The sequence below is a fragment of the Demetria terragena DSM 11295 genome (assembly GCF_000376825.1).
GTDB classification, from domain to species: Bacteria; Actinomycetota; Actinomycetes; order Actinomycetales; family Dermatophilaceae; genus Demetria; species Demetria terragena.
Genome location: NZ_AQXW01000004.1, coordinates 1,701,032 through 1,722,346 on the forward strand (window position 1 = coordinate 1,701,032; position 21,315 = coordinate 1,722,346).

Consider the following 21,315-nt stretch of genomic DNA (forward strand, 5'->3'; position numbering starts at 1 on the left):
GACATGGTGATGGAGAAGTTATCCCGCACGGTTGGCATGCCGCCGAAGTACAAGTCGGCCGGAAAATTCGTCGCCAACACCCTGACCGACCAGGGTGCTTTTGCCTTTCTGAGCGACGCGGACTTTGTCGAATTTCGGAGACTGTCGGACACGGGTTCCTGGCGTCGTGCGTCTCACGAATATCGACGGGTAACCGGGGACGACATCCCGACAAGTCTTTATGCGACAGCGGTGACGATCGCGGTCCGCGACTCTGAAACCAGCGGCGGCTTGTAGGCGCCGATTCGCTACTTACACCTGAAGTTGCGCTCTTCTACTCACGGGTAGGTAGACTCGTACTAGCGAGTAACTTCCGGGAAGGGGTCAGTGGTGGGTCATTACAAGAGCAATGTGCGTGATCTGGAGTTCAACCTGTTCGAGGTGTTCGGCCGCGATGAAGTCCTGGGGGCAGCCCCGTACGACGAGGTGGACGGCGACACCGCGCGCGAGATGCTTCGGCAGATGGGGCGACTTGCCGAGCAGGAGTTGGCAGCGTCCTTCGACGATGCCGACCGGAACCCGCCCGTCTTTGACCCCAGCTCAAGCAGCGTCGCGATACCCGAGTCTTTCGCCAAGAGCTACCAGGCCTATGTCGACGCCGGCTTCTGGTCGATGGACGTCCCGGGCGAGCTTGACGGCACCGTGGCCCCTCCCTCGCTGAAGTGGGCCATCAACGAAATGGTGCTGGGGGCAAACCCCGCGATCGCCATGTATGCCGCGTCCTACTCGTTCGGCAAGCTGCTCTACATCCTCGGCAACGACGAGCAGAAGAAGATGGCACGCTGGATCATCGAAAAAGGTTGGCACTGCACGATGGTGCTGACCGAGCCGGACGCCGGTTCCGATGTGGGCGCCGGGCGCACGAAGGCGACCCAGAACGATGACGGCACCTGGAACATCCAGGGCGTCAAGCGCTTCATCACCTCGGCCGAATCCGACATGGTCGACAACGTCATCCACTTCGTGCTGGCTCGACCCGAAGGCCACGGCCCAGGCACTAAGGGGCTGTCCCTATTCATCGTGCCGAAGTTCCACGTAGACCTAGAGACCGGCGAACTCGGCGAACGCAACGGCGCCTATGTCACGAACGTCGAACACAAGATGGGCCTCAAGGTTTCGACGACCTGCGAGCTCACCTTCGGCGACAAGGAGCCCGCCACTGGCACCCTGCTCGGCGACGAGCACAGCGGCATCGCGCAGATGTTTCGCGTCATCGAGAATGCGCGAATGTTGGTGGGTACCAAGGCTATTGCGACCTTGTCGACCGGTTACCTCAACGCGCTGGAGTACGCCAAACAGCGCGTCCAGGGTGCCGACATGACGACTCCGGCTAAGGATGCGCCGCGGGTGACGATCACCCATCACCCCGACGTCCGTCGTTCGCTGATGCTCCAGAAGGCGTACGCCGAGGGATTGCGTGCACTGGTGCTGTTTACCGCCACCCAGCAGGACATCGTGGATGCCGAGCAGATGCGTACGGGCCAGGAGACCATTGCGCCTGACTCCCCGGCGTACCTCGCACAGCGAGTCAACGACCTGCTCCTGCCGATCGTGAAGGGCGTCGGTTCTGAGCGGGCGTGGGTGTTGCTCGGCACCGAGTCGCTGCAGACCTTTGGCGGGTCGGGCTTCTTGCAGGAGTACCCGATCGAGCAGTACATACGGGACGCCAAGATCGACACGCTGTACGAAGGCACCACCGCAATCCAGGCGCTCGACTTCTTCTTCCGCAAGGTCATCAAAGACCAGGGTCAGGCCATCGGCTGGCTGGCCCAGGAGATCGCTCAGACCGTCAAGGGTGGGGGCGGCGATGACGCCCTCCGCGGTGAGCGGGAGTTGCTCGGCAAGGCGGTGGATGACTTCCAGGCGATCTTGGGTGTCATGGGCGGCCACGCCATGGCCGCGATGGAGCAGGCGCCGGAGGCATACAAGGTCGGTCTGAACTCGGTGCGATTCCTCATGGCCGCTGGCGACGTCGTCATCGGATGGCTCCTGTTGCGCCAGGCCGAGGTGGCGCAGGCGCGCTTGGAGGCCGGTGACGCAGGCAAGGACGAGATGTTCTACACCGGCAAGGTCGCTGCCGCGAAGTTCTTTGCGCAGACGGTGCTGCCGCGCCTTGCCTCCGACCGCGCCATCGCCGAGAGCGTCAACCTGGACATCATGGAGTTGCCCGAAGCCGCGCTCTAGTCCACGCCGGTCGAGCCCGCCTCATCGACTAGCGGCGAATGCACGGTCCGGACAAGGTCACACTCTGCGTATGCCGCCGGTCGACGGCTAGTCGAGGCTCAGGCCGGCGGGTTTGGCGTGAAAATCCGGTCGACGAATATCCCTGGGGTGACGACGACCTCGGGGTCAATCGCCCCGGTCTCGACGACCTCACGGACCTCGACCACGGTGGTCGTCGCGGCTGTCGCCATGATCGGGCCGAAGTTGCGCGCGGTCTTGTGGTAGAGCAGGTTTCCGCTGCGATCGGCGACGTCGGCTCCGACGAGCGCGAACTCCGCCTTGATCGGGAATTCCAGGACCTGCCCCACCCCGTCGATGATGCGGGTTTCTTTCCCTTCGGCAAGCGGCGTGCCATAGGCGGTCGGAGTAAAGAACGCGCCGATTCCCGCACCTGCTGCTCGAATTCGCTCCGCGAGATTGCCCTGTGGCACAAGCTCCAGCTCGAGTTCGCCGGATCGATAACACTCATCGAAGTGCCATGAGTCAACCTGGCGAGGGTAGGAGCAAATGACCTTGCGAACGCGGCGCTGCTTGATGAGCTGGGCGATACCGACCTCGCCGTTGCCCGCGTTGTTGCTCACTACGGTGAGGTCAGTCGTCCCGTTGTCGATGAGCGCCTCGACCAACGTCATGGGCTGCCCCGGCGCCCCGAAGCCACTAATCAGGACGGTGGCCCCGTCCGGGATGTCGGCGACCGCCTCGCCCGCATCGTCGTAGACAGCCGCAGTCATGGCGCATCCTTCTCAATCGTCGAGTGCGGTGGTCACCCGCCTCGCTTGATCGTACGCAGGCCCCACCCGCCGACCGCAGGGACAAACGCGAAGCGGCCTCCCCCTCCGGGAAGCCGCTTTGCGTAAAACTCGCCGATCAGGCGATAGCGCGGCGCGCATAGCGGCGCGGACGCTCGGCCTGGCAGAGCCGACTGATGAATCTGTCCGTCAGCAACGGGCTGCGCGCGAACAGGTGAACACCACGTCGTGCGCCCGATTGACGCAACCCACGCAGGGTTTCTGCCAGGCCACAACCTTCGCCAAAAAGATCGAAGAAAGGATGTGGGTCGTTCAGGAGAAGAACCGTCACCGAGTCATCAACCCGGTCCAGAGCCGCAACGTCCTCAATCAGCCGACGCGCATTATCGGCCGACGTCGCGGTCTGCACTCGCGAGATGTCGCCCTCCAAGCGGGGATACTCATCCAGCGGGCAGGTCACCGCGGCAGCAATCCAGTCATTGCCGCCCCCTCGCATGAGATCGCGAAGAACACGCTCAACCTCTGTGACCTCGGCACCAACCGAAGGACCAGCCAGGAGCGCACGAGCCGTCACACTCGGACTCGTCATCACCGTCATCGTCATGCTGCTCCCCTGTTCCTCGTTGGCCTGCCCTCGCACGAGGACGTTTATGCCGCGGAGTTGTATCACCTGGATGTGAAACATCTTGTCAATAGATCATGGACCATGATCGTCGTCGCGGCAACGAGTTGCGGATCTAAATTTGGTTCGATTTTGGTCAAGAGTTGGTAAACCCGATGGTCTACGGGCGGGGGCGGGGGCCCGGCCGACGGTTCGCAGGCTCGGTTCGTTCGACGTACATCGCCGTGAGCCGTTCGTCCAGATCGCCGACATCACCATCAAAGAAGTACTGGGGTTCGACCGGACAGACATGCAGGATCCCGGCGAGCAACTCCGCGGACAGCTTCGGCACCTGACCGTCCGGAAAATTGAGCAATCGGTACGCGTGCTGCGGAGAACAACCGACCCCGATACTCCTCAACTCCGCGCTCAGCGAGTTGCCGTTCAGGCCGTATGCACGGAGCAACGCGGCGAGCCGCGCAGAGAAGTCGGGCAACGCGACGAATGCGGTCATGCCGCGCGAACCTCCTTGGGCGCGATCGTCCAGACCAGAATCGCCAAGAGCACGACCCCGAAAGTCACGATTGCTGTCTCGACACCAATTCCGGTGGCGAGGAAACCGAAGAGGAGGATGCCGACGCGGTCAGATTGCTTGGCGATCGCGATGACAGCGCCAAACCGTCCTAGCACCGCCTCCCCGCGAATCTCGGCATCACGTTGGACCTGACGCGTCGTCCACCCTGTGAGGCACGTGCCACCTGCCGCCATGAACGCCCCGCTTAGGGCGCTCAGGAGCACCATCACTTGCCATTGGGCACCGCCGAGCAGACCTATGAGGATCACGCACCACGCCGCGCCAAGGAAACTCAACAAACCAGTCCTGGGCATGCGCCGCACTCGATGCACCTGGCTGCCGTACGCGACCGTTCCGATGAAGAGCCCCGCGAAGAGCCCAGCGAGCGACCACGTGAAGGCCTCGGAGGGCAGGTCGTGATCACGAACGAGGAAGGGAATTCCGGCGACGACAGCGCCCTCAATCATTCCGCTGGCGACTGTCTGCGCCAAGATAGTGCGTCGAATAACCGGGTGGCTCCAGATGATCTCCAGTCCTCGGCGGAGTCGCTTTCCAAAGGGCTCGGCTGCCACCGCCCGCCGCGCGGAGGCGCTGACTCTGTCTGGGGCGCGGGAATACACGATAGTGAACAAGAGGACAGCCAATACTGACATCGCAACCGCAATTGCGGTGACCGCAGTGCGACCACTCGCCGTCGCCGTCAGTGTGAGGCCACCGATCACAATCCCGGCCAACTGAGCGATGCGCTGCCCCGTCGCCTCTGCCGAGCGACCGGCGGGCGCAGCTTCCGGCGGCAGGAAGGTCGTCATATATGTCGACACTGCAGGCTCGTGCAAGCCCCCGATTCCGTTGAATGCCAAGGCTGCGATCGCAAGTGCGGCTAGCCCAGCACTGTCTCCAAACACCAACCAGCCAAGAAGGATGGCAGTGCGCAAGACCGTCGTAACGACCACTGTTCGCCCCTGGCCGAGTTGATCGGTGAGCGTTCCACCAATCGGTGCCAGCAAGAGCGCTGGAACGATGCCAGCCGCAATGACCATTGCCCCGATGGCTGGCGAACTTGCACTCGTGCCGAGCCAGAGAAGCATAGCGGTCCAGAGCCCGGTGACCGTGGCATCGGCAATCGCCGCGATCCAGTAGATCTGGAACTGGGAGTGGCCAGCGACCTGACGCAGGCTCCAGGTGTCAACGCTCACGTGATGACGGTTCTAGAGGGAACATGTGGGAGAAGAGGAAAGCAGGTCGATAGGTGGCTTCAGGGTCCGGGCTCTCGTAATTCTGCCGCGCCCGTCGGTGCCAGCGCTCCGCTAGCGCCTCGATCTCAGCGTGGAGCTCATCGAGGTCAGAATCGGACATCGACACCAGGATGCGCTCGGCGCTGATAGCCATTCGCCGCAACTCGGCAGGGTAGGCGTCCCAGTCACGTCGCCAGTCACCTAACGCGATCATCTGGTGCTGGGCGACCACACCCAGCCACTCGACATATGTCTTGTGGTCCTCCGCGTCCTCGCTCTGGGCCAGTTGGGTGATGTCGAAAGAACCTCGAATGACCTGCCAGTGGGCCCACCGGTCTTGCGTGGCATCGAGATCGCGTTCGATCAATTCGAGGTCTCTCAGCGCGAGGAGGTGCCCGACGGTCTCCTTGGTCGAGAGTCTGGTGTGCTTCGCGAGCACATGAGCCTTCTCCGGGCCGTGCGCACCCAACACCAAAAGGGTGCGATATCGGCCAACGTCGAGCAGACCTCGTACTCGCTCACGGGTCACATCGGGGAGAACGACCTGTTCAGAGCCTGACTGCCATCTCAAGGACACAAACGCCACCGTAATCGAATTGGCGTGCGATAAGGGTGCCAGGCCGTGGCACATTTGGGTAAGATCACGTATGCGCTAAGTGCGCGAACGACCTATGAGGAGGCGTCGGACATGAGCACATTCGACTCCAGCACTGGCTGGTGAACTAGTCCACTTCCGGCCTCCGCACATCCGTGCGGGGGCCGGAATTTTGTCCCCCTATCGCCCACGCGACCACGCCTCCCAAAGACGCGCATAAGTCCCGCCAGCGGCCACCAGTTGCTCGTGCGTACCGTCTTCAACCACTCGCCCGTCGTGCATGACCAGGACTCGATCGGCCGACTGCGCCTGGGTGAGGCGGTGAGCCACGACCAGGGACGTACGACCGCGCGTGACCGCGAGCGCGGCTGTCTCCAGGTGGCGGGCGCCGGCGGATCCGGCCTCGGCCGTCGCCTCGTCGAGCACGATCACCCCAGGGTCGGCCAGCGCGATCCGCGCCAAGGCGAGGTGCTGGGACTGCGCTGCGGTGAGGGGGTGCCCGTGTTCACCGACGACGGTGTCGAGCCCGTCAGGTAGGTGCCGAACCCAGCCAGTCGCGCTGACGTTGTCGAGTGCCGCCCAGAGTTCGTCGTCGCTGGCCTCCGGACGGACCAGGTTGATGGACTCTCTGATGCTGCCCGTGAAGACGTGGATGTCCTGACTGACGACGCACACCCGCTGCCGGACATCGACCTGTGCATAGGGGCGGTCGTTGAGCAGTACCGAGCCTTTCGCTGGTTGCAGGACACCCCCGACGATGGATCCAAGCGTGGTCTTGCCCGCTCCCGTCTCGCCCACCACCGCGACGCGCTCACCGGCCTCGAGTCGCAAATCGAGCGGGTGCAGGACGGGCCGCCCTGCGACGTACGCATGCTCCAGGCCCCGAAGTTCGATCGCCTCGGCAGACCCAGTGGGGAGAGCCTCGCGCGCTGCCGGAGGAGTCATCAGCGTGACGCCGATGAGCCGGGACAAGGAAGCGCCCGCCGATTGAACCTGGTCGAAGAGCATCATCAGCGCGCCAATGGGGTTGAACAGGCGGTGGAAGTACAGCGCCGCCGAGGTGACGGCACCCACCGTGAACCAGTCGCTGCGTACCCCGAAGAAACCCACGGTCAGGATGCTCAACAACCCCACGAGCTCGGACATGTTGTTGCGCGTTCCAAAACGGGTGAGGAGCCGAAACACCGTCTCGGCGATGCCGACAGTTCGCCACGAAGTGCGCTCAACGTGGCCGCGCTGCACATCCTCCAGCGCGAACGCCCGCACCGTTGGCGCGGCGCTGATGCCATCCACCAGGGCCTGTGCGCGTTCACCCTGCGCGATACGTTCCTCGCGATAGAGCGGAGCCGATCGCGGGAGATACCAGCGCAAGCCCAAGAGGTACAAGGGCGCCGCCGCCAGGCCTGCCAGGCCGAGCCGCCAGTCGAGGGCGAACAGTCCTGCGGTGGTGAACGCCACGGCAATCACCGAATTCACCACGAGCGGAAGCACTTCCCCCAGCGCTTCGGTGACCGTCCGGACGTCATCACCGACCCGGGACAACAGGTCGCCCGTGCCTGCGCGCTCCACCCGTTCGGAATCTAGATCAAGGGCGCAGGTCACGACTTCTTCGCGCAGATCGGCCAGCGCGGGCTCCCCGGCGCGACTCATCAGCGACACCGCCAGCATCATGAAAACGCCTGCTGCACAGGCCGATCCGGCAATCCCAAGGACCAGGGGAACCACGCGATTCTGGTCGGTGCTCACGTCGTCGACCAACACACCGAGCAGCCATGGCGGCACCATCGTGGCCAGACCCGCGAGCAGGAAGGCCGCGACCGCACCGCTGGTAGGAACCCAGTAGCGACGCAGCAAACGCAGGGTTCCGCGTACGGTCTCGCGGCGATCGGCGATCGGCAGCAACTGGTTCGTTCTCACAGTTGCACTACCCGATCCGACACGGCCAGGTGCGCCGGGCTCGTGGTAATCAACAAGGTCGAGCGGGTGCTCCCGACCTCATGCCTGATACGCCGAATACCCTCGGCGATGCGTTGCTCAGTCACTGCATCGACGGCGCTCGTCGGGTCGTGCAGGACCAACACCGGCGGGTCAGCAGCGAGCGCCCGGGCCAACGCGATGCGCTGCTGCTGGCCTCCTGAGAAGGTGCGTCCCTTGGCCGTCACTTCCTGTTCGAGGCCATCGGGGTGCAAGTCCACGACGTCATCCGTGGCCGACGCGAGGAGGACGTCCGTGAGGTACGCCTCCGGCAGGCTCCCCAGCAGGTCGATATTGCTGCGCAGGCTGCCCGCGAACAGGTCGGTGTGATGCGGGTTGACCAACATCACGCGACGTCGCTCAGAAATACGGTGCTCGGCCAAATTCACACCCGCCAGGGTGACCTCGCCGCCGGTTGGCTGCCGTTCGCCCGTCAGAAGCCCGACGACATCGCTTGCCGTCGCTGGATCATCGACTGCAAGAGCCACCATCTCGCCGGGTGCGACGTGGAAGGTCACGCCGCGAACTGTGGCACCGTCCACCTCTTGGAGCGCGACCATTGGAGCGGGCGCCTCGCATCCTCGCTCGCCTGAGTGCAGGAGCGGCGGCGACGCCAGGAATGTGGCGATCCGGCCAGCAGAGGCGTACGCCATCCCGATCTGGGCCCCGACATGGCCCAGGCCAGTCATCGGCTCGGCCAAGAACTGAGTCAGCCCCACCACGGCCACCAGTTGGCCAATCGTGACGTCGCCCGACACCGCACGTTGGCCGGCGACCAGGGCGACCACGGCGAGGAACACTCCGCTGGTCGTGAGCGTGATTCCTTGCATCACACCGTAGGACGTTGTGGTCCTGATACTCGCGTCTCGGGCCAGTTGCGACCGTTTCGCGTAGCGCTCACTCGCGGCGCTCTCGGCGCCGATGCCCTTCAGGATCCGCAGCCCGCGAATGAAGTCGGTGGCCAGTCCGCTGGCACTCGCGATCTGCGCCTGCTGCGCAGCGCTGCGGCGCGAGATCACGGGTGTCAGGATCTGGACCAGGCCCAGCGAGATCGGGACACCGATGAGCACGACCAAACCAACAACAAGGTCGGCCCGCAATAGGACGACGGCGCTCAGGATGATCGATCCGGCAGCGGCGAGCGAATAGCCCAGAGACCGAACGACCGACCCCACATGCTCGGCATCACTGGTCGCGAGGGACAAGACCTCCCCGGTCAAGCTGGTCGACCGCACTCCGCGCGGATGAAGCGCGTGCTCGGCAACTTCACCACGCAACTGATGGGTTTCGTACTGCATGACCCGGAACCCGATCCGCGCACCGAACCGGTAGGACATGCTGAGCACCAGGAACAACGCCACGAAAGCCGTACCCCACCAGACCATGGCGGTGCCGCTTCCAGTAGCGACCGCCCGGTCGATCACCACCCCGATCAACACCGGCACCAACGCCTCGCACAGTTGCCACTGCATCAGCAGTGCACAGTAGGCCGCCAGGCGGCGGCGATGCCTGCGCACCATACGCAGCAAGATGCCGCGCGCCGAGAGTGTCTGGTCAGTCTGAGCGGTCTGCGCTGTCATACAGCGTCAGCCGGGCTCGGAGTCTTGGACCCGGTTGGCACGATGATCGGAGCGGCCCCGGTGGGATCGTCGACCAGAATCGCGTCGAGGCCGAACACCTCCTTCAGCAGGTCGGTCGAGACCACGTCGCGTGGTGCGCCTTGGGCCACAATCGCCCCCGCATGCATGACGACGAGTTGATCGCTATACCGCGCGGCCAAGTTGAGATCGTGCAACACCATCACCACGGTACGGCCCTGTTCCCGGTTCAGCCGCGCCACGAGTTCCAAGACATCGACCTGGTGCGCAAGGTCGAGGTAGGTCGTGGGCTCATCCAGCAGCACCAGGTCGGTGTGCTGAGCCAGCGTCATCGCAATCCACGCGCGTTGTCGCTGCCCGCCGGACAAGGATTCCAGCGGCCGGTCCTTGAACTCATAGGTTGAGGTCCAGGCAAGTGCCTCATCGACGGCAACCTCGTCTCCGGGCGACCACTGACGGAACCACGTCTGGTGGGGATGACGCCCCCGCGTGACCAGGTCGCGAACCAGCAAGCCCTCGGGCGCGAGCGGCGCCTGCGGGAGCAATGCCAACTCGCGAGCGACCTCCCGACTGGGGCGATCGTGGATCGATTGACCGTCGAGCCACACCGTGCCCGCCTGCAAAGGCAGCAACCGGGCAAGAGCCCGTAAGACGGTCGACTTTCCGCACCCGTTCGGACCGATGATGGTGGTGATACGGCCGTCGGCAAGGTCGAGGCTGAGGTCACGGGCTACTACGTGGTCGTCGTAGGCGATCGTCAACGACTCCGCGCGAAGTCGGCTGGTACTCATACAGATCGCTTCCGGTTGTAGCGAAGGAGCAGAAAAATGAAATAGGGCGCACCAATCAGCGACGTCACGATCCCCGCGGCCAGCGGCGTGGGCAGCAGGACCCGCGACACCAGATCGGCGATGACCACCAGGGTCGAACCCACCAGCAGTGAACTCACCAGTGGCGGGGTCGCAGTATGGGCAATCCTGCGAGCCAATTGCGGCGCCACGAAGGCGACAAAGCCCAGCGGGCCGACGCCGGCAACAGCCGTCGCGGCCAGCAGCACCGCGCCTAACAGAAGGACGGTTTGTGCCCGGTCGAGGCGCACGCCCAGGCCTTTGGCGGTATCTCCGCCAAGCGCAATCGCATGCAATGTCGGACGCAACAGCAATGCTGTGGGTACGCCAACCACCAGGGCCAGGACGATCGGCGTGGCTTCGACCCAGCCGCGGTTGTTGAGCGATCCGGTCAACCACAGTTGGGCATGGACGGCGCTCTCGAGGCGAGCGGTCACGATGAGGTAGGAGGTCACCGCCGTCAGCGCGGCGCTCACTCCGATACCCAGCAAGATGAGTCGTTGGCTGTCGGCGCCACCACGCCCCGACAAGCTCAGCAACAGCATTCCCGTGAGCAGGCCACCTACCAAGGCTGACGCGGGGAGGCCAATCCGTGCCATGAGGTCCGTACCGACTTCGCCGGTCTGGCCCGCCACCAGGATCAAGAAGCCCACCGCACCCACGGCCGCCCCGGCATTGACCCCAATCACGTCGGGGCTTGCCAGGGGGTTACGCGCCAGGGTCTGCACCAGTGCGCCAGACAGGCCGAGCGCCGCCCCGGAGAGCACGGCAACGGCAGTCTGAGGCAGCCGCAACTCGTACACGACGAGGTCGGTCGCCATGGTGCCGCGACCCGTCAGCGAGCGGATCACCTCACTAAGGCTCAACTCGGGGTCGCCGTGGGCAATGCCCAGGCATACCGCCAGCACCAGAGCCGCAGACGCTCCGACGGCGACCACCGCCGCCCGCAGATTAACTCGCCAGGACACCGGGCCGAGGCGTACGGCAGGCACTGCCTGCTTAGTCAACGCGCTCATAGGGAGATCGACTTTCGACGACGCACCAACACCACGAAGAGAGGACCGCCGACAAGCGCCATCATGATGCCGACCTGCACTTCAGCCCCGCCCGCGACCACCCGACCCAGGATGTCGGCGGAGGTGAGGACAACCGTGCCGATGAGCGCGGAATACGGCACCACCCACCGATAGTCGACACCGACGAGAAAACGCGCGATGTGCGGAACGACGAGACCGACAAAACCAATGGGACCGCATCCGGCCACCGCCCCACCGCACAAAAACATGATTGCCAGGATGCCCAGTGCCTTCTGCCTGGTCGGGTGTAGTCCGAGAGAACTCGCGACGTCATCGCCGAGTTGCAGCAGGTTGACCCCGGGTGCCGCCAGGAGCGCGAGCACTGCGCCCACGGCGATGAATGGCAGCACCTGCCAGAAGACTTCCATGCCGCGGCCGGCCGCTGACCCCACGACCCAGAACCGGTAGGAATCCAAAGTCCGAGCCTCCGAGGTGATGATGGCGCTGGTCAGGGCTCCCGCCAACGCGCTCACCGCAGCCCCTGCAAGCACCAACGTCGTGGGATTGGGGCCGCCGCGGGTGGACCCAATCAGAAACACGAGCCAGGAGGCGATGCCAGCGCCGATCATGGCGAACCAGGTGTATTGCAGTCCCGCGTTGATGTTCGCGAGATAGATGCCCAGCACCACGGCGAAGAGAGGCACCCGCACTAACGCCCAGGAGTCCAGGGTCGGCCAGAGGATTTCGGGTGTACCCCTGCATCAACGCTCCGGCTACGCCGAGCGCCGAACCCGTGATCAGCAACAGCAACGTGCGCGGAAGCCGCAGCCCGTTGACGATGCCATCGGCTTCGCTTCCGTCGGGCTGGAACAGGACCTGGACGACCTCTGACGGCGCGAGCATCTGATTACCCACCATGAGGCTGAGCAGCGCTCCACCAACCACGACAACGGCGAGGAGAACCAGACCCCGAGTTGCGTGAGGAGCCGATCGCGAGGACGCCGTATGCGCGACGGGAGCGGGTGCGTTCGTAACGGCGGGCATGCATCCATCCGGACAGTCTGGTTAATTTAGGCTAGGTTAGCCTAAATTATTGATGTCTTTGCTGCTGGAGGCCACCCGTGATTCTTGCCCGCCGTTCTCTCCTACTCGGGGGCTCAGCGCTCTCTCTGGCCGCCCTCAGTGCGTGCCGAGCTACTGAGGAGAACTCAGGATCTGCAACCGGTAACACCTCTGCACAGCCCACTGCTGGCGACGAGTTCCCCGTCACGATCGCTCACAAGTTTGGCGAGACCACCATCACCAAGCGTCCAGAGCGCATCGTGCTGGTCGGCTTAGTCGAACAGGACATGCTGCTCGCTCTTGGCATCGTCCCCGTTGCCGTCACTGAATGGCTGATGGGCGCGAAGGACGAGATCTATCCGTGGGCGCGGCCTCTCTTGAACGGCAAGCCAGCACCCGTAGTCCTCTCGACTGCCGACGGCATCCAGATCGGCAAGATCGCTGGACTCAAGCCCGATCTGATCCTGGGCAACTACGCAGGAGTGACCTCCGCCGAGTACGCCAAGTTGTCCAAAATCGCACCGACCGTCGCTCAGCCCAAGGAGTTCCTCGACTACGGCGTGTCCTGGGACGCCAATGCGCTCATCGTGGCGAAGGCCGTCGGGCAGTCCGCCAAAGGTAAGAAAATCGTTGCCGACACACGCAAGCAGATCAAAGACGCAGCCGCTGCGCATCCTGAGTTCAAGGGTAAGTCGTGTGCCGTCACTAGCGCCTACGAGGGCATCTACATCTACGGCCCCCAGGACCCCCGTACCCGGCTGATGTCCGACCTTGGCTTCGTTTTTCCCGACAAGTTCAAGGACATCGGCGGTGGAAAAGAATTCGGCGGCTCGATTAGCGCCGAACGGACGCGCGAGGTCGACTTCCAGGCGGCTGTGTGGGTCTCCTCAGAAGCAGAGGTCAACAAGGCGACCGGTGGCCTGTGGAAGCAGACCGAGGCTTCCAAGAAGGGCCGCGCGGTCTATATCCCGTATGCCACCAAACAGGGTGAACTGACCACGACCTATTCGGTCGCATTCAGTTTCTTGACGCCGTTGAGCATCCCCTACCTGTTGAAGAGCTTGGTCCCGCAGTTGGCGGCCGCCGTGGACAGCGACCCCGCGACGAAGGTGCCCGGCCCCAAGCCCTATTCCGCCTGAGGGCGGGCGGTGAGCGCGTGGAGTCGTCGTAGGGCCAGTTCATAGCCCTGAGGTCCGCATCCCACGATGACGCCGCTGGCGATGTCCGACAGATAGGAATGCTGCCGAAACCCCTCGCGCGCATGCACATTCGAGATGTGAACCTCAATGAACGGCGCGTCACAGGCCGCGAGCGCGTCACGTAGGGCAACTGAGGTGTGCGTGTATGCCGCCGCGTTGACGATGAGGCCATCGACGTTCCCGCGTAGTCGCTGCACCTCGTCGACGAGAGCGCCCTCGTGGTTGGACTGGAACCAGGAAACCTTGCACCCCAAGTCGTTGGCGGCGGCCAGGCAGGAGCGCTCGACATCATCGAGCGTCTCCTGCCCGTAAATCTCCGGCTGCCGCTGCCCCAAAAGGTTGAGGTTCGGACCGTTCAGGACAGCGAAGATGCGGTGCGGCATAACCCCCAGTATGCCGCGCTGCCAAACAGTGAACTACTGGTGCGGGCCCTCGTCGTCTGGGCGCGGGCCCGGCTGGCCGGGCAGCTGCTGTGGCGGCGGACCCTGACGACCGGGGGGTGGGCCTTGTGGTGGACCCTGCGGCGGCGGACCCTGGCGACCGGGCGGCGGACCCTGCGGTGGGCCATTCCAGCCACCCTGCGGGCCTTGCGGCGGCAGCTGCATTCCTTCGGTACGCCCATCATCTTCGGCCTCATCGTCGCTGGGCAGCGGACGGCTCGGCTCCGGCGGGCGGGGCGGCGGCGCCTGGTCAGGTCGGATGGTCGTAGCCGGCGGCGAGACTCGCGGCGAGGTCAGAGGAGCTTCATCCACCGGGGTCATCGCCGCTTCCTCGGCCTTACGCACTGCCGCGATAGCTGCGTCGGCGGTCGTAGAACTGAACCAGTCCTCGACATCTTCATCGACGTCGCCCGGACGGAGAACGTTCGACTCCGGCTCGGGAGCTTCGTAGCGGAACACGCCATCGGGCCCCTTGTCGCCGAAGTTCTGCGCGAACTCCTGCAACGCCTTCGAGAAGTCGTTGGGGATCATCCACACCTTGTTGGCGTCGCCCTTGGCCATGGTGGGCAGAGTTTGGAGGTACTGGTAGGCCAACAGTTCGGGGGTGGGACGTCCCTGCTTAATCGCCGCGAAGGTCTTCTCGATGGCCTTGGCCTCACCTTGAGCGGTAAGGAACTTGGAGGCTCGCTGGCCTTCGGCCCGCAGGATCGCCGACTGACGCTCACCCTCGGCGGTCAGGATCGCGGCCTGCTTGGCACCTTCGGCGGAGAGCACTGCCGCCTGCTTGTCACCCTCGGCGGTCTTGATCGCTGACTCTCGGTTTCCCTCGGCGGTCAGGATCATGGCGCGCTTGTCACGGTCGGCGCGCATCTGCTTTTCCATCGACTCCTGAATGGAGGGCGGCGGATCGATCGCCTTGAGTTCGACTCGCGCCACGCGGATGCCCCACTTGCCGGTGGCCTCGTCCAGGACGCCGCGGAGCTGGCCGTTGATCGAGTCGCGGCTGGTGAGCGCCTGCTCCAGCGTCATGCCACCGACCACATTTCGCAGGGTCGTCGTGGTCAACTGCTCGACGGCCACGATGTAGTTCGCGATCTCATAGACCGCGGCCTTAGCGTCGTTCACCTGGAAGTACACGACGGTGTCGATGCTGACCGTCAGGTTGTCTTCGGTGATGACCGGTTGCGGGGGGAAGGACACAACCTGCTCGCGCATGTCGATTCGGGCGCGGATGCGGTCCAAGAAAGGCACCAGAATCATGACGCCAGCGATACCGGTCTTGTGATAGCGCCCGAGGCGTTCGATCACCGCGGCCTGTGTCTGAGGAATGATCTTGACCGCGCTGAAAACGATCAGGGCGGCGACGAATACCAACAGCGCCAGCACAATCAGCAGTTCCATGGCCTTCAGGCCCTTTCGATATAGACGGTCGCGCCGCGTACCTCACGCACACGGGCTTCTGTTCCGGGAGGCAACGGCGGTATGCCATCAGGGATCCGCGCGGTCCACGTGTCGCCGCCAACCTTGGCTAGGCCGTGCCCGCTGGTGACTTCTTCCAGCACCAACGCGTGGGCACCGATCAGCCGATCGATTCCGAGCTTGGGCTGGCCGGGGGCCAGCATCTTGCGTACCAGCATCGGCCGCACAAGCGTGATCATTGCGATGCTCACCACGAGAAACACGATCGCGGGTAGCAGAATGGCGTCACCCGTGACTGCCGCTGTGAAGCCGGCTGCGAGCGCACCCACCGCGAGCATCAGCAGGAAGAACTCGGCACCCAGGAGCTCGGCACCAGCAAGCAGGAGCGCGGCCCCCACCCAAATCAATGCGCCTCTCATGAGTCGACCCTAACCCGGACGGCCCTGCGTTCGTGAGAGAGTCGCTGATCCCTGTGGGGTCTCAGACCACCCGACCCGGAACTAACCGAGTTAGGTGCCCTTGACCAGGAAACTTCCTGGTCAAGGGCACCTAACTCGGTTATGTCAGTTGGGACGCGGCGCTAGAGCCGACGGTCGTCCAGCACGGGGAAAGTCTCCCGCGCAGTGGCGACCAGGTCGTCAGCCACCTCGACGGACAGGATTTCCTCGTCGGAGCCGGCCTCAGCGAGCACTTCGCCCAGCGGCCCCACCACCGCACTGTGGCCACCCATTTCGGCGCGCGCGTGGGTGCCAGCCGTATTGCAGGCCACAACGAGGCACTGGTTCTCCATGGCCCGCGCGCGCAGCAGCACTCGCCAGTGTTCAACGCGCGCCATCGGCCACGCGGCCGGGATGACGAATGCTGTTGCGTCGGAGTCGAGTTGGGCTCGGTAGAGCTCTGGGAAGCGCAGGTCGTAGCAGGTGGACAAGCCAGCCTTCATGCCATTGGGCAGATCGACGAAGCGCAGGTCTTCGCCCGCTTCCATGAGCGCGGGTTCGCCTGCGGCAAAACCGAATCGATGGATCTTGCGGTACGTCTCAAGCAGTTTTCCGTCCGCCCCCAGCACGAGCGAGGTGTTCCAGAGTTCCTTGCCCTCAGGTCCGGTCTCTCCTGGGCGTTCCACGATGGAGCCCGCGTGGACCATCGCGCCGATGTCCCGCGCAGCGGCCGCGATCGCTGCTCGCACGGAGCCCTCGACCGACTCGGACTTTTCGTCCCAGGCGCGGTAGTCGAATCCACCCATCGGCCACAGCTCAGGCAGCACGACCAGATCGTGCCCGGCTTGCGCTCGTACCAACTCCGCCACGCGCTCGGTGCGTTCGGGTACGGACTCGGTGTCGTCGTACCCGAGTTGGATCACTGCGATCTTCATGATTCCTCCGGGGGTCTCGACAGGCTCGACCGGCGTTGGTCCTCGCTCGACCGGGGTTGGTCATCGCTCGGGGGGCGGGCGCCGGATCGCTCGGCGAGATAGGCGTTGTAGGCCGCCAGCTCGGCGTCGCCATCGCGGTCCGCCTGACGGCCCTGCCTGCGCGCTTCTGCCGTATCGGATCGCAACCAGTCTGCCGTCACCAGAATCGCCAACACGAGCGTCGGGATCTCACCAGTGGCCCACGCGATCGAGCCGGCAAGTTGCTGGTCCTCCAACGGGTTTGGCACCCACGGCAGTTGGAGCGCGCTGAAGAACTCCGGCGCGAGCAGGGTGGTACCGCTCATGAGAGCCACCCCGAAGAAGGCGTGTGCAGCCAACGTCACCAACAACACCAGGAGACGCAGCGGCGCCGGCCACTTGGGTGGGCCCGGGTCCCGGCCAATGAGTGACCAGACGAACAAATAGCCGGTCAGCAGGAAGTGGAAGGTCATCAGGATGTGGCCGGTATGCGTCTCCAATGCCATCCCAAAGGCGGGCGAGTAGTAGAAGACGATGAGGCTCAGGAAGAACACGAGGGCGGCGACCACCGGGTTGGCGAGCACCCGAACTACCGAGGAATGCACGGTCGCCAAGACCAACTCGCGTGGCCCGAGAGTGGCGTCCTTGCGCTTCGGGAGGGCGCGCAACGCCAGGGTGACCGGCGCAGCCAACACCAGCAGCAACGGGATGGTCATGGCGATCGACATGTGCTCGATCATGTGGATGGAGAACATGACTCGGCCATAGATGCCGAAGCCGCTATCGATCATGTAGGCGAACAGCGCCCAGCCGCTCACCCAGGCAATCGTGCGGCCGATTGGCCAGGAGTCACCTCGTGCGCGCAGCCGCCAGACCCACGCGAGGTAGACACCGATAGCGAGGACCGCAATGGTGGTGAACAACCACTCCGTACGCCACATCGTGAAGAGGCGAGACACGGTGAAGTCCGGCGGCATCCAGTAGCCAGTCCGATCAAAGACCGGGTCGCTCTCCACGATCTTTTCCGGAACAGGTGGCGCCGATCGAGTGAGCGCGGTGGCCAGACCGACCGCGAAACCCATGACCGCCACTTCCACGGCTGCCAGCCGCACGAAGAGTCTTCGCGGCGGCTCAGCCGAGGGGTCTGCCTCCAGTGTGCGGACAACTCGCTCGCGCTGGAGATAGCCGAACATGCCGAGCACGATGAGCGCCACGGTCTTGCCCATGATGAGGACGCCGTATCGCGTCGTCAGTCCACCCCAACCACCGAGGCGGACCGCGGCATTCAGCAACCCGGATCCGGCCACGAGGACAAAGCACCAGAGCGCCACGGTGGAGTAGCGCTGCACGGTGACGCCAGCACGCTTGCCCAGCCTCGGCCAGAGCAGCAACAGTCCCAGCAATCCCCCGACCCAGATCGTGGACCCCATGAGGTGCGCCGCCAGCGAGTTCACGCCTGTGTCGTGATCGGCCGCGCCCGCGGAGTGCCCCACGAGCGCCAGCGGGAACATCGCGAAGACCCCGACAAAAAACAGCGCCGCCTGCGCATTGCGTCCACGCTCGACGGTGAGGACCAATGACATGGCGAGCGCCAGGAACGCGACGATGCCCGGCGCGCGCAGGGTCTCCAACTGCCAGGTATTGGTCCACCAGTCGCTAAAGAAACCCGGCCCGCCGACGCTGGTCCCCGCTACATCGGCGTACGCGAGCACTCCGCCAAGCAGGCCGGACAGTCCCCATACCGCCGCGGCGGGTGCCGCCAGGCGCGCGGTGAAGGCGCGGCGGGCGGTCGTACGGCCCTCGGGCACGATGAGGCCACCCAAGAGAAGTAGACCGATAGTCAGCGCCGCACTCAGGTCGAAAACCACCCGCAGCAACGGGATTCCCCATCGAACCGTCGGCCCGGCCTCCGATAGTGCGATCGGGTCCGTGGCGCCTGTGAAGATCGCCGCACTGGCGCTCGTCAGCAGACCGATCAGCACGACCAGACCCGCATAGACGACAGTCTCATCACGTGCAGTCGGGGCGCCTCGGCGTGATGTCGATGGTGCAGAACGGGGCGTGGTCACACGGGCAGCGTAGAGACCCGACCTGGACGATCCCTCCCTTGGCACTCGGTCCGATTTGCCGAATGACCAACCTGGGGTAGATAGTTGCATGATACAAGCAACTGAAGGAGTCGTACGTGCCCGTTGACGCTGACCGCGCTGATGCCCTCGCACACCGCGTCATCAGGATCATCAAGACGATGCGTTCCCTACGGCAGCATCTGCCCAAACCCGCCGTCGGTGTCGATCACGCGACCTATCCCGCACTGTTTGTCTTGAGCAACGGGCCGGCGCGCACCTCTGCCCTCGCCGAAGCGATTGACTCCGACATCAGCACCGTGAGCCGCCAGGTCGGACAGTTGCTCGACAGCGGCCTCGCGAGTCGCGCATCCGATCCAGACGATGGGCGGGCACACCTGGTGCACATCACCGACGCCGGTCGAGCTGCCGTCGAGCTCGTCCGGACCCAGCGCGCCGAGTGGTTCCGGGACCGCCTCCAGGATTGGTCACCCGCCGAAGTCGACGACCTCACCCGCGCGTTGGAGCGTTTCCATCACGCTCTGCTCGAACACACACCAGCCAGCACCACCGCGAAGGACTCCGCGTGACCGACACAACTACCTCTAGCGAATTCACGCACCGCCAGATCATGACGATTCTCGGCGGCCTCATGATGGGGATGTTTCTTGCGTCGCTCGATCAAACGATCGTCAGCACCTCGATCCGCACCATCGCTGATGACCTGCACGGGCTCGATGCCCAAGCGTGGGTGACCACGGCGTACCTGATCACCTCGACGATCACGACCCCTCTCTACGGCAAACTCGGCGACCTGTACGGCCGCAAAAAGCTCTTCATCTTTGCCATCACCGTCTTCGTCTTCGGCTCCTTGCTGTGCTCGTTGGCCACGTCGATGTACGGGCTCGCTGGCTTCCGCGCCATCCAAGGCATCGGCGCCGGCGGCCTGATGTCGTTGGCACTAGCCATCATTGGCGACATCGTGCCGCCCCGTGAGCGGGCCAAATATCAGGGCTACTTTCTCGCGGTATTCGGGACGTCCAGCGTTTTGGGACCGGTCATCGGCGGATTCTTCGCCGGGCACGAAACGATCCTTGGCCTCACCGGATGGCGCTGGGTGTTCCTGGTCAACGTGCCGATCGGCCTGGCCGCGCTGTTCGTCGTGAGCCGGACGCTGCACCTGCCGCACCAGCGCCAAGAACGCCGCGTCGACTGGTGGGGGGCCAGCGCACTCGTCTTGGGCCTCGTTCCGCTTCTCACCGTCGCCGAACAAGGTCGCGAATGGGGTTGGGGATCGGCCATCTCCATCAGCTTCATGGTTGTCGGTGTGCTCGGCATCGTGTTGTTCATCTGGTCGGCTCGACGCATGGGAGACGACTCCCTGATCCCGTTGCGCATCTTCCGCGACCGCGTGATCTCGGTGACGATCGGCGCCTCAGTCATCGTCGGCATGGCCATGTTCGGCGGGATGATGACCCTGCCGCTCTATATGCAGATCGTGCACAACGCCACTCCAATGGCGTCGGGGCTGATGATGTTGCCGCTGGTCGGCGGCATGATGGTCGCTTCCATCGTGACCGGCCAACTGATCTCGCGTACGGGCGTGATTCGTCCGTTCCCGATCATCGGGTCGGCTCTTCTGGTGATCGGCCTCTTCCTGCTGTCCACCATTTCGGCAGACACGCAGTTGTCGGTCGTGATGGCGATGATGGTCGTGGTGGGAATTGGACTCGGCAACTGTATGCAGCCGCTCACGTTGATTGTGCAGAACGCTGTGTCGCCCCGCGAGATCGGCATGGCCACCGCAAGCGCGACCTTCTTCCGCCAGATGGGTGGCACGCTCGGCGTCGCGGTGTTCTTGTCCTTGCTGTTCAGTACGGTGGCCGATCACATTGCCAGCGCACTCAAGGCGGCCGCTGCGACACCCGAGTTCGGGCGCGCTATCGCCGGCGCCTTGCGCGACCCGCAACTCCAACAGGACCCCGAGGCGTACTCCGTCGTCAAGGGCCTCGCCGACCCCAGCCAGGGTGCGGGCGCGTTGGAACAGGTGCAAACCGACTCCTCCGTGCTCAGCAGACTTCCCGACGCGGTCGCCCACCCCTTCCAACAGGGCTTCGCCGAATCCATCTCTCAGGTCTTCTTCATCGCCGGCTGCGTCGCAGTCATCGCGGTCGTGGTGTTGCTGTTCCTTCCCAAGGTCGAGTTGCGTACGCAATCGGCGATGAGCGCCCGTGCCGATGCGGACGCTGCCGACGCCCTGTCCACGCCCTGAGCCAGAGCGGGCCAG

Annotated in this window: 20 protein-coding genes and 1 pseudogene; 5 read left to right on the forward strand and 16 right to left on the reverse strand. The window is 64.3% G+C overall.

Annotation, left to right across the window (positions count from 1 at the left end):
• Positions 1-3 precede the first annotated feature (3 nt).
• Together F562_RS0112485 and F562_RS0112490 are read left to right on the forward strand one after the other, a co-directional pair.
• Entirely contained in the window at positions 4-276 is a 273-nt protein-coding gene (locus tag F562_RS0112485) for a VHS/ENTH/ANTH domain-containing protein (RefSeq protein ID WP_018157301.1), read from the forward strand.
• Positions 277-369: 93 nt separating this feature from the next.
• On the forward strand, positions 370-2,223 hold the full coding sequence (locus F562_RS0112490) for an acyl-CoA dehydrogenase (RefSeq protein WP_018157302.1): 1,854 nt from the start codon (positions 370-372) through the stop codon (positions 2,221-2,223).
• A gap of 98 nt (positions 2,224-2,321) precedes the next feature.
• Here F562_RS0112490 and F562_RS0112495 read toward each other — a convergent pair whose 3' ends face one another.
• The 11 genes and pseudogenes from F562_RS0112495 to F562_RS21390 all read right to left on the reverse strand — a co-directional run.
• Entirely contained in the window at positions 2,322-2,993 is a 672-nt protein-coding gene (locus F562_RS0112495) for a 3-oxoacid CoA-transferase subunit A (protein WP_018157303.1), read from the reverse strand.
• A gap of 136 nt (positions 2,994-3,129) precedes the next feature.
• Complete coding sequence (locus F562_RS0112500; RefSeq protein ID WP_156822643.1) at positions 3,130-3,615, reverse strand: hypothetical protein; 486 nt, start codon at positions 3,613-3,615, stop codon at positions 3,130-3,132.
• 178 nt (positions 3,616-3,793) lie between these two features.
• The gene (locus F562_RS0112505) at positions 3,794-4,126 is read right to left on the reverse strand and encodes a hypothetical protein (RefSeq protein WP_018157305.1); all 333 of its coding nucleotides are present in this window, start codon (positions 4,124-4,126) and stop codon (positions 3,794-3,796) included.
• Positions 4,123-5,382 (reverse strand): MFS transporter, encoded by a 1,260-nt coding sequence (locus F562_RS0112510; protein ID WP_018157306.1) that lies wholly within the window; start codon positions 5,380-5,382, stop codon positions 4,123-4,125. The genes F562_RS0112505 and F562_RS0112510 overlap by 4 nt, the downstream gene beginning before the upstream one ends.
• Entirely contained in the window at positions 5,372-5,998 is a 627-nt protein-coding gene (locus F562_RS0112515) for a hypothetical protein (protein WP_156822644.1), read from the reverse strand. Before F562_RS0112515 ends, F562_RS0112510 begins: the two co-directional genes overlap by 11 nt.
• A 198-nt stretch (positions 5,999-6,196) precedes the next feature.
• Positions 6,197-7,933 (reverse strand): ABC transporter ATP-binding protein, encoded by a 1,737-nt coding sequence (locus F562_RS0112520; RefSeq protein ID WP_018157309.1) that lies wholly within the window; start codon positions 7,931-7,933, stop codon positions 6,197-6,199.
• The gene (locus F562_RS19090) at positions 7,930-9,570 is read right to left on the reverse strand and encodes an ABC transporter transmembrane domain-containing protein (RefSeq protein ID WP_018157310.1); all 1,641 of its coding nucleotides are present in this window, start codon (positions 9,568-9,570) and stop codon (positions 7,930-7,932) included. The genes F562_RS0112520 and F562_RS19090 overlap by 4 nt, the downstream gene beginning before the upstream one ends.
• Positions 9,567-10,379 (reverse strand): ABC transporter ATP-binding protein, encoded by an 813-nt coding sequence (locus F562_RS0112530; protein WP_018157311.1) that lies wholly within the window; start codon positions 10,377-10,379, stop codon positions 9,567-9,569. Before F562_RS0112530 ends, F562_RS19090 begins: the two co-directional genes overlap by 4 nt.
• On the reverse strand, positions 10,376-11,452 hold the full coding sequence (locus F562_RS0112535; protein ID WP_018157312.1) for a FecCD family ABC transporter permease: 1,077 nt from the start codon (positions 11,450-11,452) through the stop codon (positions 10,376-10,378). The genes F562_RS0112530 and F562_RS0112535 overlap by 4 nt, the downstream gene beginning before the upstream one ends.
• Positions 11,449-12,156, reverse strand: a complete 708-nt coding sequence (locus F562_RS19095) for a FecCD family ABC transporter permease (protein ID WP_245553645.1) — start codon at positions 12,154-12,156, stop codon at positions 11,449-11,451. Before F562_RS19095 ends, F562_RS0112535 begins: the two co-directional genes overlap by 4 nt.
• 49 nt (positions 12,157-12,205) lie before the next feature.
• Positions 12,206-12,496: pseudogene (locus tag F562_RS21390) on the reverse strand (iron chelate uptake ABC transporter family permease subunit); the annotation flags it as partial.
• Between the two features lie 77 nt (positions 12,497-12,573).
• Between F562_RS21390 and F562_RS0112545 the strand changes: the two are divergent.
• Positions 12,574-13,653, forward strand: coding sequence for an ABC transporter substrate-binding protein (locus tag F562_RS0112545; protein ID WP_018157315.1), 1,080 nt, complete (start codon positions 12,574-12,576; stop codon positions 13,651-13,653).
• On the opposite strand, the gene aroQ is transcribed toward F562_RS0112545, so the two are convergent.
• From aroQ to F562_RS0112570, 5 genes are all read right to left on the reverse strand, one after another.
• Positions 13,641-14,096 (reverse strand): type II 3-dehydroquinate dehydratase, encoded by a 456-nt coding sequence (gene aroQ, locus F562_RS0112550; protein WP_018157316.1) that lies wholly within the window; start codon positions 14,094-14,096, stop codon positions 13,641-13,643. The genes F562_RS0112545 and aroQ overlap by 13 nt on opposite strands.
• A gap of 33 nt (positions 14,097-14,129) precedes the next feature.
• Positions 14,130-15,554 carry an SPFH domain-containing protein gene (locus F562_RS0112555; protein ID WP_018157317.1) on the reverse strand — a complete coding sequence of 475 codons (1,425 nt, stop codon included), beginning with the start codon at positions 15,552-15,554 and terminating at the stop codon, positions 14,130-14,132.
• A gap of 5 nt (positions 15,555-15,559) precedes the next feature.
• Positions 15,560-15,991 carry an NfeD family protein gene (locus tag F562_RS0112560; protein ID WP_026181247.1) on the reverse strand — a complete coding sequence of 144 codons (432 nt, stop codon included), beginning with the start codon at positions 15,989-15,991 and terminating at the stop codon, positions 15,560-15,562.
• Between the two features lie 161 nt (positions 15,992-16,152).
• On the reverse strand, positions 16,153-16,944 hold the full coding sequence (locus F562_RS0112565) for a carbon-nitrogen family hydrolase (RefSeq protein ID WP_018157319.1): 792 nt from the start codon (positions 16,942-16,944) through the stop codon (positions 16,153-16,155).
• Positions 16,941-19,031, reverse strand: a complete 2,091-nt coding sequence (locus F562_RS0112570; protein ID WP_245553646.1) for a cytochrome c oxidase assembly protein — start codon at positions 19,029-19,031, stop codon at positions 16,941-16,943. The genes F562_RS0112565 and F562_RS0112570 overlap by 4 nt, the downstream gene beginning before the upstream one ends.
• Before the next feature lie 116 nt (positions 19,032-19,147).
• On the opposite strand from F562_RS0112570, the gene F562_RS20270 reads away from it, so the two are divergent.
• On the forward strand, positions 19,148-19,618 hold the full coding sequence (locus F562_RS20270; protein WP_018157321.1) for a MarR family winged helix-turn-helix transcriptional regulator: 471 nt from the start codon (positions 19,148-19,150) through the stop codon (positions 19,616-19,618).
• Positions 19,615-21,300 carry an MDR family MFS transporter gene (locus tag F562_RS19105; RefSeq protein ID WP_018157322.1) on the forward strand — a complete coding sequence of 562 codons (1,686 nt, stop codon included), beginning with the start codon at positions 19,615-19,617 and terminating at the stop codon, positions 21,298-21,300. The genes F562_RS20270 and F562_RS19105 overlap by 4 nt, the downstream gene beginning before the upstream one ends.
• Positions 21,301-21,315: the final 15 nt, after the last annotated feature.

Bases quoted from the DNA above. Each gene is read 5' to 3' on its own strand.
- F562_RS0112485 (WP_018157301.1), top strand. From the start codon at position 4: ATGGTGATGGAGAAGTTATCCCGCACGGTTGGCATGCCGCCGAAGTAC.
- F562_RS0112495 (WP_018157303.1), bottom strand. From the start codon at position 2,993: ATGACTGCGGCTGTCTACGACGATGCGGGCGAGGCGGTCGCCGACATC.
- F562_RS0112500 (WP_156822643.1), bottom strand. From the start codon at position 3,615: ATGACGATGACGGTGATGACGAGTCCGAGTGTGACGGCTCGTGCGCTC.
- F562_RS0112505 (WP_018157305.1), bottom strand. From the start codon at position 4,126: ATGACCGCATTCGTCGCGTTGCCCGACTTCTCTGCGCGGCTCGCCGCG.
- F562_RS19090 (WP_018157310.1), bottom strand. From the start codon at position 9,570: ATGACAGCGCAGACCGCTCAGACTGACCAGACACTCTCGGCGCGCGGC.
- F562_RS0112530 (WP_018157311.1), bottom strand. From the start codon at position 10,379: ATGAGTACCAGCCGACTTCGCGCGGAGTCGTTGACGATCGCCTACGAC.
- F562_RS0112535 (WP_018157312.1), bottom strand. From the start codon at position 11,452: ATGAGCGCGTTGACTAAGCAGGCAGTGCCTGCCGTACGCCTCGGCCCG.
- aroQ (WP_018157316.1), bottom strand. From the start codon at position 14,096: ATGCCGCACCGCATCTTCGCTGTCCTGAACGGTCCGAACCTCAACCTT.
- F562_RS0112555 (WP_018157317.1), bottom strand. From the start codon at position 15,554: ATGGAACTGCTGATTGTGCTGGCGCTGTTGGTATTCGTCGCCGCCCTG.
- F562_RS0112560 (WP_026181247.1), bottom strand. From the start codon at position 15,991: ATGAGAGGCGCATTGATTTGGGTGGGGGCCGCGCTCCTGCTTGCTGGT.
- F562_RS0112565 (WP_018157319.1), bottom strand. From the start codon at position 16,944: ATGAAGATCGCAGTGATCCAACTCGGGTACGACGACACCGAGTCCGTA.